The organism is Streptomyces sp. NPDC057137 (genome assembly GCF_042670825.1).
GTDB lineage: Bacteria > Actinomycetota > Actinomycetes > Streptomycetales > Streptomycetaceae > Streptomyces.
Genome location: NZ_JBHUUW010000015.1, coordinates 1 through 11,871, shown reverse-complemented (window position 1 = coordinate 11,871; position 11,871 = coordinate 1). Strand labels below are relative to the sequence as shown.

The 11,871-nt window shown below is 69.8% G+C and carries 14 protein-coding genes; 10 read left to right on the top strand and 4 right to left on the bottom strand.

All coding sequences use genetic code 11. The annotated features are described in order from the left end of the window. Positions 1-162 precede the first annotated feature (162 nt). The 6 genes from ACFT9I_RS15160 (at position 163) to ACFT9I_RS15135 (ending at position 4,177) form a co-directional block, all read left to right on the top strand. Positions 163-654, top strand: coding sequence for a MarR family winged helix-turn-helix transcriptional regulator (locus ACFT9I_RS15160; protein WP_382564329.1), 492 nt, complete (start codon positions 163-165; stop codon positions 652-654). Positions 655-814: 160 nt separating this feature from the next. After that, positions 815-1,075 carry a hypothetical protein gene (locus ACFT9I_RS15155; protein ID WP_382564328.1) on the top strand — a complete coding sequence of 87 codons (261 nt, stop codon included), beginning with the start codon at positions 815-817 and terminating at the stop codon, positions 1,073-1,075. Next, positions 1,047-1,577 carry a DUF6879 family protein gene (locus tag ACFT9I_RS15150; RefSeq protein WP_382564327.1) on the top strand — a complete coding sequence of 177 codons (531 nt, stop codon included), beginning with the start codon at positions 1,047-1,049 and terminating at the stop codon, positions 1,575-1,577. The genes ACFT9I_RS15155 and ACFT9I_RS15150 overlap by 29 nt, the downstream gene beginning before the upstream one ends. A gap of 27 nt (positions 1,578-1,604) precedes the next feature. Next, positions 1,605-2,453: a helix-turn-helix domain-containing protein gene (locus ACFT9I_RS15145; protein WP_382564326.1), complete on the top strand. Its 849-nt coding sequence runs from the start codon at positions 1,605-1,607 to the stop codon at positions 2,451-2,453. A 218-nt stretch (positions 2,454-2,671) separates the two neighbouring features. Next, the gene (locus ACFT9I_RS15140; protein ID WP_382564324.1) at positions 2,672-3,814 is read left to right on the top strand and encodes a methyltransferase domain-containing protein; all 1,143 of its coding nucleotides are present in this window, start codon (positions 2,672-2,674) and stop codon (positions 3,812-3,814) included. A gap of 9 nt (positions 3,815-3,823) precedes the next feature. Beyond that, the gene (locus ACFT9I_RS15135; RefSeq protein WP_382564322.1) at positions 3,824-4,177 is read left to right on the top strand and encodes a VOC family protein; all 354 of its coding nucleotides are present in this window, start codon (positions 3,824-3,826) and stop codon (positions 4,175-4,177) included. A gap of 35 nt (positions 4,178-4,212) precedes the next feature. Here the strand turns inward: ACFT9I_RS15135 and ACFT9I_RS15130 are convergent, their stop codons facing one another. Further along, positions 4,213-5,097, bottom strand: coding sequence for an SDR family oxidoreductase (locus ACFT9I_RS15130; protein ID WP_382564320.1), 885 nt, complete (start codon positions 5,095-5,097; stop codon positions 4,213-4,215). A gap of 90 nt (positions 5,098-5,187) precedes the next feature. Here ACFT9I_RS15130 and ACFT9I_RS15125 point away from each other — a divergent pair, with 90 nt between their 5' ends. Further along, a complete protein-coding gene (locus ACFT9I_RS15125) occupies positions 5,188-5,760 on the top strand; it encodes a TetR/AcrR family transcriptional regulator (protein WP_382564318.1) in 573 nt (190 codons plus the stop codon). Between the two features lie 93 nt (positions 5,761-5,853). On the opposite strand, the gene ACFT9I_RS15120 is transcribed toward ACFT9I_RS15125, so the two are convergent. Continuing rightward, on the bottom strand, positions 5,854-6,759 hold the full coding sequence (locus tag ACFT9I_RS15120; RefSeq protein ID WP_382564316.1) for an NADP-dependent oxidoreductase: 906 nt from the start codon (positions 6,757-6,759) through the stop codon (positions 5,854-5,856). Between the two features lie 149 nt (positions 6,760-6,908). On the opposite strand from ACFT9I_RS15120, the gene ACFT9I_RS15115 reads away from it, so the two are divergent. Continuing rightward, the gene (locus ACFT9I_RS15115; protein WP_382564315.1) at positions 6,909-7,280 is read left to right on the top strand and encodes a MerR family transcriptional regulator; all 372 of its coding nucleotides are present in this window, start codon (positions 6,909-6,911) and stop codon (positions 7,278-7,280) included. Between the two features lie 72 nt (positions 7,281-7,352). Here ACFT9I_RS15115 and ACFT9I_RS15110 read toward each other — a convergent pair whose 3' ends face one another. After that, positions 7,353-8,774 (bottom strand): amino acid permease, encoded by a 1,422-nt coding sequence (locus ACFT9I_RS15110; protein ID WP_382564313.1) that lies wholly within the window; start codon positions 8,772-8,774, stop codon positions 7,353-7,355. Positions 8,775-9,090: 316 nt separating this feature from the next. On the opposite strand from ACFT9I_RS15110, the gene ACFT9I_RS15105 reads away from it, so the two are divergent. Continuing rightward, positions 9,091-9,684 (top strand): biotin transporter BioY, encoded by a 594-nt coding sequence (locus ACFT9I_RS15105; RefSeq protein ID WP_382564311.1) that lies wholly within the window; start codon positions 9,091-9,093, stop codon positions 9,682-9,684. 1 nt (position 9,685) lies between these two features. On the opposite strand, the gene ACFT9I_RS15100 is transcribed toward ACFT9I_RS15105, so the two are convergent. Further along, positions 9,686-11,044, bottom strand: a complete 1,359-nt coding sequence (locus tag ACFT9I_RS15100) for an FAD-binding oxidoreductase (RefSeq protein ID WP_382564309.1) — start codon at positions 11,042-11,044, stop codon at positions 9,686-9,688. A gap of 206 nt (positions 11,045-11,250) precedes the next feature. Here ACFT9I_RS15100 and ACFT9I_RS15095 point away from each other — a divergent pair, with 206 nt between their 5' ends. Beyond that, complete coding sequence (locus ACFT9I_RS15095) at positions 11,251-11,739, top strand: ribose-5-phosphate isomerase (protein WP_382564307.1); 489 nt, start codon at positions 11,251-11,253, stop codon at positions 11,737-11,739. Positions 11,740-11,871 lie beyond the last annotated feature (132 nt).

The following is an 11,871-nucleotide window of genomic DNA, read 5'->3' as shown; positions in this document are numbered from 1 at the left end:
GCGCTGGTCTTCACCGCCGGCGAGTGGGCGGCATTTGAAGGCGGCGTGCAGGACGGCGAGTTCAAGCGACCGTAGTGCCGCCGCATCAAGAGGGCCCGATCTCGTCCGAGGCCGGGCCCTCTCGCGTACAGCAAGCGTCGAGGCGACCGCTAGCGTCGGATCATGAAACCGCCGACCGATACCGCCACCGATCAGGCGCCGGCCGATCCGGCCGCCACCGACGACATGTTGGCCGCCCAGCCCGTCGGGTACTGGAGCGGCCTCGCCCATGAGGTCGTCACCCGGCAGCTGCGTGACGCCATGGCCAGGATCGACGTCACACAGCCGCAGTACTGGGTGCTGAACCGCCTGAACGGCGGGCCCTCGGCACCGAGCCGCGAGGAGGTCGTCAGCCAGCTGACACCTCTCGCGGACGGACCGCACGAGATCGGCCGGGTCGTCGACCAACTGCTCCACCGCGGCTGGCTACGGACCGACGCCACCCACCGCCTGCACCTCACCGATGCCGGGGAGGCTGCCCGGGTACGGCTGCGCGAGCTGGTGACCGAGGTGCGCACCGTGGTTCACGAGGGCATCAGCGACGAGGAGTACGTGGCCGCGCTGAAGGTCCTGCGCAGGATGGTGGCCAACGTGGCGGACGCCAGGGACTCCTGACGAGGCCGGGTCAGGTACCAGCGGTCCTGGTCAGGCCGGTTGGGCGAGTTCTTCAGCCGCGTTCAGCTCGCGCTGGTGCTCCCGTGCTCTTGACGCTGACGACCTGTCACCGGGAAGCTCGTGCAAGTTGGCGTAAGCCACTCAACACCCGGAGGCAGCCATGGGATTACGGTTCATCGGGATTGATCCGGACACAGGGCAGCAGGGCTCCCCCACCATCTGGGTGGACGAGGAGAAGCGAGAACTGGTGCTTCAGGGCTGGAAGCCGGACGAGAAGCTGGAGGCGGAGTGCGCGGCGTTCGAGGCCCCAGGGCATGCGCCGGGTGTTCCCGCGCACGAGGCCGTGATTCGGATTCCGGCTCGCATGGTGCCGATGCTCAGGGAGGCATGTGATGTCGCAGAACGAGCCGGGCTTCAATGAACTGCTGGCGGCCGCCAGGCACTCGGCCGTGCACCTGGAGATGCGCGACTCGTACGGCGTAGGCGATGAAGCCGAGGACTTCGAGAGCTGGAAGCGTACGGGGCACCGTGACGTGGACCCTGCTTCTGAGTACTGGACGCCTTGGGTCGATCTGATCCGGAGCACCGTAGCCCGAGGCGTTGTGGTCCGTCGTGCCCGCGTCGTCTCCGAACCGGTCACCGACTACATCCGGTACGAACACGCCGGCACCGCGGTCAACCTTCAGGCCGGGGAGCAAGTCCACTGGCTGCCCCGGCGGCAGGCGTCCGACATCGCTCTGCCCGGAAACGACTGCTGGGTGTTCGACGGTGAGACCGTGCTCTTCAACCACTTCTCTGGTGACGGCAACTGGTCCGAACCGGGTTGGGAGGTCCGCACCGAGCCGGCGGTGGCGCGGTTGGCGTCCGCCGCGTTCGAGGCCGTGTGGGAGCGAGGCGTCCCGCACGAGAAGTACTCGGTCTGACCGGGCGAAACACGGAAGAGCCAACTCATGTCCGCGTCCCCCTCGTCCAGTGCTCAGGCCGCCCGCGAAGTCCTCGCCGCCCGTCTCGGGGAGCTGCGCAGAGACGCGGAGCTGACCGGGCACGACCTGGCCCTTCGGTGCGGCTGGAGCCCCGCGAAGTCGTCACGTATCGAGCGGGCGAAGACGCCCGCCTCGGACGCCGACATCCGCGCCTGGTGCGAAGCGTGCGGCGCGGAAGACCAAACCGCGGATCTCGTCGCCGCGAACCGCCAGGCCGACCAGATGTATGTGCACTGGAAGAAGCTGCACCGGCACGGGATGCGCCGGGCGCAGGAGGAAGTCGTCCCTCTGTACGAAGCGACACGGCACTTCCGCGTGTACTGCTCGAACGTCGTGCCCGGCATGCTTCAGACCGAGGCGTACGCGGCTGCTCTGCTCTCCACGATCGCCGCCTTCCAGGGCACTCCGGACGACTCGTCCGAGGCTGCGGCTTCGCGCATCGAACGGTCGCATGTCCTCCATGAGGGCGGCCACCGCTTCGCGTTGCTCATGGAAGAGACCGTGCTTCGTTACCGCATCGGCGACGCCGAGACGATGGCCGGCCAGCTGGGCTATCTGCTCGCGGTGATGGCGCTTCCGAACGTGAGCCTCGGCATCATCCCGTTCTCCGCCGAGCGGCGTGTCTGGCCCCTGGAGGCGTTCTACCTGTTCGACGACCACCAGGCGAGCGTCGAACTACTGACGGCTGCCGTGAACGTGTCCGCTCCGAGCGAGATCACGACTTATGCCAAGGCGTTCTCCCAACTGGCGGAAATGGCCGTCTACGGCTCGGATGCCCGCGCTCTCATCACGGAGGCGATCAACTCCCTCCGTTGAATCTGCATGCAAGCTCATGCAAGAACGTGGACCGGCAACTCCCTTGCTCCGTAGCGTTCTTGGAGTAGTGCAGTCAGCAGGAAACGAGGGAGACCATGGGTAGGAAGGGCGGAGACCACTCCGGCAAGCCCGACACGTCCGACAGCGACGGCCACCGCGACAGGCCGCCGGGGCAGACCAAACCGTACGAGCCGCCGAAGCCGAAGAAGTGAGGCCGGATGACGACGCGACAGCGGCTCGTGGAAACGCTGAAAAGCAAGGGGGCGTTGCCGCCTGAGTGGCGGGACACCGTGGCCTCCGTGGATCGGGGGCTCTTCATCCCCGGCGTCATCGAAGAGGGCGACTTCGCCACCGACCCCGAGAGCTGGCTGCGAGCGGTCTACTCGGATGCCCCCGTCGTCACGCAGGTGAATGACGGGGAGAGGACGCCGGAAGGCGCGTTCCGACTGTCGACATCGTCCTCTTCGATGCCGTCGATCATGCTTGAGATGTTGTGCCTGCTCGATGTGCGGGACGGGCAACGGGTTCTGGAGATCGGCACCGGTACCGGCTACAACGCCGCCTGGCTGTCCCACAGACTGGGCGAAGGCAACGTGACCAGCGTCGAGTTGGACGCGGCGGTCCTGTCCACAGCCAGGGAGAACCTGAAGCGGGCGGGGTTCCACCCGGCCACGGTTCTCGGCAACGGCCGCGACGGGCATCAGCGAGGTGCGCCGTACGACCGCGTCATCTGCACCTGCACCGTGCGGGAGGTCCCGTTGGCGTGGTTGGAGCAGTGTCCGAACGGGCGGATCGTCACTCCGTGGGGCAGCAGCTTCTTCAGCGGCTCGTACGCGACGCTGGATGTGGTGGACGGGGAGGCTCAGGGGGCGTTCTCCGGTTACCCGGCCTTCATGTGGGACCGGACGCAACGGGCCGGGGCCGGGCGCATCGTGGACTTGTATCACCAGGAGGAGGGGGAGAGGAGCAGTACCGACATCGCGCCGCAGAACGTGATCCAGGACGATCCCGCGTTCTTCACCGGGCTGAGCGTCACCGACGCGTGGTACCGCTGGTGTGAGGCGGACGACGGCAGCGGGGCGGCCACCCTGTGGTTCTTTTCCGACGACCGGAAATCATGGGCGACCGTCGACTACACCCCCGACGCGGAGACGTACGAGGTGGAGCAGTACGGTCCCCGCGCGCTCTGGGGCGAGACGCGAGCGGCGTTCCTTGGTTGGCATGAGCTGGGGAAGCCGGAGCGCTCCCGGTTCGGACTGTCGGTCGATGGGCGGGGCGGGCAACGGGTGTGGCTGGATGACCCGGACAACGTCGTCGGCGACGGAAAGGCCCTGATCGGCGCGGAGACCCGGCAGGTCTAGGATCGGCGGATGACCTTGGAATGGGAACAGGTAATCGTGCATTCGGTGGACCCGGCGGCCTTGGGGCAGTGGTGGGCCACGGCTCTCGGTTGGGTGGTGGTCTACACGTCCGACGACGAGTTCGAGATCCGCCCGGCGCCGGATCGCCTGCCGGGGCTGGACTTCGTCAAGATCGATGAGATCAAGAAGACCAAGAGCCGGCTGCATCTCGACTTCCGGCCCGACGACCAGGACGCCGAGGTCGCTCGTCTGGTGGCCCATGGCGCGCGGCGGGTCGATATCGGTCAGGGCGATCAGTCGTGGGTCGTACTGGCAGATCCCGAGGGCAACGAGTTCTGCGTCCTCGGCCGGCGGAGTCAGTAGGAATCCGACACCGTCGGGTGCCGGTCACTTCGGCGTCAGCCGGTGGTGAAGTAGTGGCCCTCTTCGAGGTCGGCGAGCAGGCCCGGGTGGCTCGGCTCCCAGTTCAGCAGCTCGCGCGTCCCGGCGCTGGACATCGTGAGGTCGAGGGCCATGAACGGGAAGGTCGCGAAGTGCTCGGCGGCCGAGTCGGCCGGAATGCTCTTGGTGTCGATGCCCAGGCGGCGGCCGATCGCCTCGGCGATGTGGCGGACCGGGATGCCTTCCTCGGCGGCGCCGTACAGCTGCGCTCCGGCCGGGGCCTTGTCCAGTGCCAGCCGGTAGAGCCTGCCGATGTCCAGGACGTGGGCGGCCGGCCAGCGGTTGGTGCCCTCGCCGAGGTAGCCCGATACGCCCGTGGCGCGGGCGATCCGGATCAGCTGCGGGACGAATCCGGTCGTGTCCCGTGAGCTGTGGGTGACCGACGGGACGGCGACGAGGATGGTGCGTACGCCGCGCTCGGTGAGGCCGGCGATCTCGCGGGAGACGACGGAGCGTGGGTTGGCGTTGATCGCCGGGTCGTGGTCCGGGTCGCCGGTGGGGGTCGCGCCGACGCCGATGAGGGTCTTGCCGGTGCCGGCCAGCACCTCGCCGAAGGTCCGTACGACGGTGAGGTCGGCCGCCGCCGCCTCGGCGAACTTTCCGACGGCGATGGACGCGTGGTCGAAGGCGAGGTGGACGACCGCGTCCGCGCCGGCCGCGGCCTCACGCAGGTTGTCCAGGTCGCTCAGGTCGCCGCGGCGTACTTCGGCGCCCAGAGCCTCGACAACGGCGGCCGACTTCTCGGAGCGGGCCAGGCCGACGACCTCGTGGCCGGCCTGCTGGAGTTCGGGGATGACGGCCGAGGCGATGTAGCCGCTGGCACCGGTGACGAAAACGCGCATGGTCAGCTCCCTGCGGAAAGAGTGATGTGACTCAGTAACATCACGGTAGCAGAGTGACGGTACCGAGTCACATCACATAGGCTGTACGGCATGGCTCGATGGGAACCGAACACGCGTGAACGGCTGGTGCGCGCCGCGATCGACCTGTTCGCCGAACAGGGCTACGACAGCACCGCGGTCGCCCAGATCGCCGAGCGGGCGGGGCTGACCAAGACCACCTTCTTCCGGCAGTTCCGCGACAAGCGCGAGGTGCTCTTCGCCGGCCAGGAGGTCCACGGCCGGCTGCTCGCGGAGGGGATCGCCGAGGCAGCGGAGGGAGCCACACCACTGCGGGCCGTCGCCGCCGGCCTCGACGCGCTGACGGCCTCGTTCACTCCCGAGCAGCGCGAGTTCGGCCCGCGGCTGCAGCGGGTCATCGCGGACAACGCCGAGCTTCGGGAGCGCTCGGTGTTCAAGCAGGCGAGCCTCGCGGAGGCGATGAGCGAGGCCCTGCGACAGCGCGAGGTGCCGGAGCCGGTGGCGGGCGTCGCCGCGGAACTCGGTGTCCGCGCGTTCCACTCCGCGTACGCGCGCTGGTGCGAGCCCGCCGAGGAGCGGACACTCCCTGACCTCGCACGCGAGGAACTCGACGGACTCCGAGCCGCGATCGCCACGCTCGACTAGTGCCCCGACCCGCCCTGCCCTGTCCGGCGAATCTTCGTGGGCCCTGGCTCCCCGCGGCCGAAGCCGCGGGAAGCCCCGAACAGTGGGACAGGCTCAGATGGAGATCACGATCTTCCCCCGCGTGTGTCCGCGCTCGGCGTACGCGTGCGCTTCCACGGTCTGCTCAAACGGGTAGGTCCGCTCGACGCGCGGTGTGTAGCGGCCCTGCCTGCCGAGTTCGGCCGCTTCGGAGAGGAGCGTGGAGTCGTTCTCCGCGTTGGCCAGGTGCACACCCAGGACGTGCGCGTTGGCGTGGTCGGCGATCGTCGACACGCGAGTGGGGTCGCCCACGATCGCGACGAGATCGGGCAGGGACCCGGAGGCCGCTGTGTCGAGCGCGATGTCGACACCGCCCGGGGCCAGGGTGGCGAGGCGCTCCGCGAGGCCGGTGCCGTATGTGGTGGGTACGGCTCCGAGGGAGGCGAGGAACTCGTGGTTGCGCTCGCGCGCCGTCCCGATCACGGTGGCGCCCTGAGCCACCGCGATCTCGACCGCGGCACTGCCCACGCCTCCGGAGGCGCCCTCGATGAGAAGGGTGCGCCCGGCCAGGGGGCCGAGCGGCTTCAGCCCGCCCATCGCGGTCACGGACGCCAGGCCGGCGCCGGCGGCCTCCTCGTCGGTCCACGTGGTGGGTGCGTGGGCCCAGGCCGAGAGCACGGCCAGTTCCGCTGTCGCGCCGGTGACGCCGCCCAGCCCGAAGACACGGTCGCCGATGCTCACCCCCTCCACACCCTCACCGATCTCGTCTACCACGCCGACGACATCACGCCCGGGAATCGCGGGCAGGTCCACGGGAAACACCTCGCGTACCGCGCCGGAACGCACCTTCCAGTCGACGGGATTGACACTGGCCGCCGCGACGCGGACGCGGATCTCGCCGGACCCGGGGTGCGGGTCCGGCGCCTGCTCGACCACCAGGGTCTCCACACCGCCGTACTCGTGATAACGGACTGCGCGCATGACGTTCTGCCTTTCCACACGGCCTGAAGTGGCCGTTCGTGCCATCAGTGGGGTGAATGCCCGGCCGGCGCCGACGACCCTTAGGCTAAAAGCTGACGTCAGTGTCAGGTGCAAATCGGGCGGCGCGCCGCCCGAGCGGAGGAGGACCGGTGCGCATCGGTGAGGTCGCCGACAAGGCGGGAGTGAGCGTCCGGGCGCTGCGCTACTACGAGCAACAGGAACTGCTCCCGGCGCGCCGCAGCCCCGGCGGCCAGCGGCATTACCCCGACACCGCCGTCGGCCGGGTCCGGCTGATCCAACAGCTGTACGCCGCGGGCCTGTCGAGCAGAGTGGTCCGCGACGTCCTGCCGTGCGTGGACTCGGGTTCGGACGAAGCGCCCCCGAAGCTCCTGGACCAACTGGTGACCGAGCGGGTCCGCATCGACCGGCGGATCACCGACCTGCTCGCTGTGCGCGACCGGCTCGACGATGTGATCGCCGTCGCGCGCGACCCTGATGCCGACTGCTCCCACATGCGGTGAGGACCGCTGCCGGGGCGACGTCGGTCGTCCGTCACCTGCCCGACGCCCCCGGCCGTCACCTGCCCGGCGCCGTCACCTGCCCGACGACGCCGCCCGCCTCTGCCGTACGACGCCGATCGTCGCGAGCCCCAGCGTCAGCAGACCCGTCGCCAACAACTGGTCACGCGTGCCCGGTTGACGGACCATCAGCACGAATATCGTCGCCATCCCCGCGAGCGCCACCCACGTCAGCGCCGGGAACAGCCACATCCGTACGACAAGTTTCGAAGGTTCCTCGCGCTCCGTGCGGCGGCGCAGCACCAGTTGGGAGACCGCGATGAACGCCCAGACGACGAGGATCACCGCGCCCGTCATGTTCAGCAGCCAGGCGAAGATGTCGTCCGGGCGCCAGTAACTCAGCAGTACGCAGAGGAAACCGAAGACCGACGAGGCGAGCACCGCGTTGCGTGGGACGCCGGACGTCACCTTGCCGAGCACCTTCGGGCCCTGGCCGCGTACGACCAGGGAACGGGCCATGCGCGAAGCACCGTAGATGTTCGCGTTCATCGCCGACAGCAGCGCCACCAGCACGACGACGTTCATGATCTGGCCCGCGCCGGGGATGGCGAGGCGGTCGAGCATCGCGACGTACGGGCCGGAGCCCTTCTCGACCATCTTCGGGTCGTCCCACGGCACCAGCGTGACGATGACCGCCATCGAACCGACGTAGAAGAGCGCGATGCGCCACATCGCCGTACGCACCGCCCTCGCGACGCCCCGCACCGGGTCCTCCGACTCGGCCGCCGCGATGGTGACCGTCTCCAGACCGCCGTACGCGAAGACGGAGGCCAGCAGGCCGATCACCAGGCCCTCCGAGCCGTTCGGCAGGAAACCGCCGCCGCCGGTCAGATTGGCGGTGCCGGGCGCGTCGGTGTCGGGCAGGACGCCGAGGATCGCGAGCACGCCGAGCACCAGGAACAGCGCGATCGCGCCGACCTTGAGCGAGGCGAACCAGAACTCGAACTCGCCGAAGTTCTTCACGGCCGCGAGATTCGTGCCGAGGAAGACCAGCATGAAGCCAGCCACCCAGACCCACTCCGGGGTGCCGGGCAGCCAGCCGGAGACGATCTGCGCCGCGCCGATCCCCTCAAGTCCCACCGCCACACAGAGCAGAACCCAGAAGGCCCACCCGGCGGTGAAGCCGGCCCACGGGCCGATCGCCCGCTCCGCGTGGACGGAGAAGGAACCGGACGCCGGATTCGCCGCCGACATCTCGCCGAGCATGCGCATCACCAACATGACGAGCAGTCCGGAGGCGCCGTACGCGACGACGATCGACGGACCGGCGGCGGCGATGCCCGCGCCCGAGCCGACGAACAGCCCGGCGCCGATCACACCGCCGAGCGCGATCATCGACAGATGGCGCTGTTTGAGTCCGTGCGTGAGCGCCGAGTCGGGGCGGGGAGTGGGGGAGGAGGTAGTGGTGGACGGGGGGAGAGGCGTGGGGGGTGACATGGGGGTGCCCTGTTCACTGACGGACGGGGGAGGAGACAGCCGGACCCGGCTGTCCCTTTGGTGGGAAGTCACAGTCTGCTCGACCGCCGTCCTGCCACGCAAAACGATCTCCGTCGAGACGCCACGACCCTCACCTGAGCGAATTCCGTGACAAGCGTCACGCCCATCGACCGCATGGAGCGCCCCAGTTGTCGGAAGTCCACCATCACCCACGCCGCCGTGTTGTGCTCGGTCACCCATGTCCCGGCGTACGGCGGTGGGCTACCGTCAGCCTGTTCCCCTGCCCACACACCTGTCCTCACCTCGCGGAGTCCCGATGAGCACTGCTGCCGCCACCACCCGTACCGGAGCGGTTCTCGCCGATCTGCTCCCCGTCGCCCGGAACCGGTACGCGGTCGACACCGCGCTCGTACTCGGCGGCGCGGCGCTCACCGGTATCGCGGCGCAGATCGCCGTCCCCGTCCCCGGCTCCCCCGTCCCGGTCACCGGCCAGACCTTCGCCGCGCTGCTCGTCGGCACCGCGCTCGGCGCCCGCCGCGGCTTCCTCGCGCTCGCCGTCTACACCCTCGTCGGCATGGCCGGCATGCCGTGGTTCTCCGAGGGCTCGTCGGGTCCCGGCGGCGCCTCCTTCGGCTATGTGCTCGGGATGCTGCTCGCCGCCACGGTCGTGGGCTCGCTCGCCCGACGCGGCGGCGACCGTTCCGTCCCGCGCACCGCGGGGACGATGGTGCTCGGCTCCGTCATCATCTACGCGGTCGGCGTGCCGTATCTCGCGGTCGCCGCCGACCTGTCGCTGAGCGCGGCCCTGGCCGCCGGGCTCACCCCGTTCCTGCTCGGTGACGCACTCAAGGCCGCGCTGGCGATGGGCCTGCTGCCCGCCTCCTGGAAGCTCGTCGGCCGCCAGGACTGACCTACGGCTTGTGCGAGTTGTCCGGCGCGATGTTGTAGTTGCGACGGAACAGGTTCGCCGGGTCGTAGTGGGCCTTGAGCCCGGCGAGCCGGCGCGCCGTCTCCGCGTCGTACAGCCCCTCCGTCCTGGCGCCGTCGGCGAAGACGAAGTTGAGCGAACGGCCCACGGTCACCGGGGCCAGCCGGTCGAAGAACCGCCCGTACAGCTCCCGTACCGCCGCCAGATCCGGCCCGGCGAGCGGTGACAGTCCCCGAATCAGGAACACCGCGTCCCGGTACGGGACGGCATTGGGCACCGCCGGCTCCTTCGCCAGCGCCCCACCCAGCGGGTTGAGTTGGACGACGCACATCATCGGCGCGGCGGGACCCGTCAGCTCCAGCAGGTCCGTCAGCGTCTCCGCGTCCAGCCCCGACAGCATCGCGCTGTCCCCCCAGTACGCGTGCGGGAATTCGGGATCGCTGTGGATCGTGGCCGACTCGGTGTACGGCATCTCCCGCAGCGAGTCCGTGATCGTCGGCCCGATCGCCCGCAGCGGCGCCACCAGCCGCTCGCCCGCCGCCTCGTCGCCGGTGAACGCGACGCGGACGGAGAGCGTGTACCGCCCCCGCAGGAACGGCGGCAGCTCCTCCATGTCGGGGAACACCATGACGGCGAGCGACGAGGTCAGCGTGTCGGGCACGGCCTTGACCCACTCCAGATACGTACGTACGACGTCGTCCCGCAGCTCACCGTCGAAGAGCAGCGCCCCGCCGTACAGCCGCGCCACCGGCGCCAGACCCACCTCAAGTGCCGTCACGACACCGAAGTTGTGCCCGCCGCCCAGCAGTGCCCAGAACAGCTCGGGGTCGCTCGAAGGCGTCACCCGCCGCAGCCGGGCATCGGCCGTGACCACGTCCAGGCCGCGCACATGGTCGGCGGTGTAGCCGAACTCCCGCGCCAGCAGGCCCAGTCCACCGCCCAGGGTGTACGACACGGCGCCGACACCCGGCGACGAACCGTTCAGCGGGGCGAGCCCGTGCGGCCCCGCGGCCTCGACCACCTGCCGCCAGCGCACCCCCGCCTCGATCGTGGCCGTACGGGCCCCGGGATCGATCCGTACGCCGTCCATCCGCTTCGTCGTGATCAGCAGCCCGCCCTCGGCCGCCGCAGGCACGCCGTGGCCGGTGGCCTGGACACCCACGGGCAGACCGTGCGCGGCGGCGTGGGCGACGGCCGTCCGGACGTCGCCGGTGCCGGTGGCTCCGACGACCACGTCGGGGCGCGGCGAGAAGCCGAGCTGGAAACCGGCCAACTCGTCGTCGTAGCCGGGGTCGCCGGGCCGGAAGACATGGGGGAGCGCCGTGAGCGAGTTGTCGGACATGGGAAGTTCTCCATCCACTGGTACAGCCACACGTACATCCATGTGCACCCACGCGGATACGCGCGGATACACGCCCGTACGCGCCGCGAAGCACGTCCGGACACAGACAGCCTCACGCCGATACCTGACATCCGCCGTCATGTATGGGTACGGCACTCCCGACCCCGGAGCGCTCCGCACCGCGCCCGACGTGCCACACTTCGCCCATGCGCGTGTATCTCGGCTCCGACCATGCCGGCTTCGAACTCAAGAACCACCTCGTCGAGTGGCTCAAGGCCCACGGCCACGAGCCCGTCGACTGCGGCCCGCACATCTACGACGCCCAGGACGACTATCCGCCGTTCTGCCTCCGCGCCGCGGAGCGGACGGCGGCCGACCCGGAGTCCCTCGGCATCGTGATCGGCGGCTCCGGCAACGGCGAGCAGATGGCCGCGAACAAGGTGAAGGGCGTGCGCGCCGCGCTCGTCTGGAACGAGCAGACCGCGGCGCTCAGCCGCGAGCACAACAACGCGAACGTGATCTCCGTCGGCGGCCGTCAGCACACCCAGGACGAGTCGACCAAGTTTGTCGAGATCTTCCTCGCCACCCCGTACACGGGGGAGGAGCGCCACGCGCGCCGCATCGAGATGCTGGCGACGTACGAGACGACGGGCGAACTGCCCCCGATCCCGGCGCACCACCCGAAGCACGACTGAGCGGTCCCACGGCAGAGAACGGTGCCGCCGGGCCCGCAGGCCCGGCGGCCCCCCCCCGGCCCCCCCCCAGTACCCCCCCGCCCACGCGGCCCCCGGGCCCCGGGGGGGGGGGTTTCACCAATCCCCGCCCCC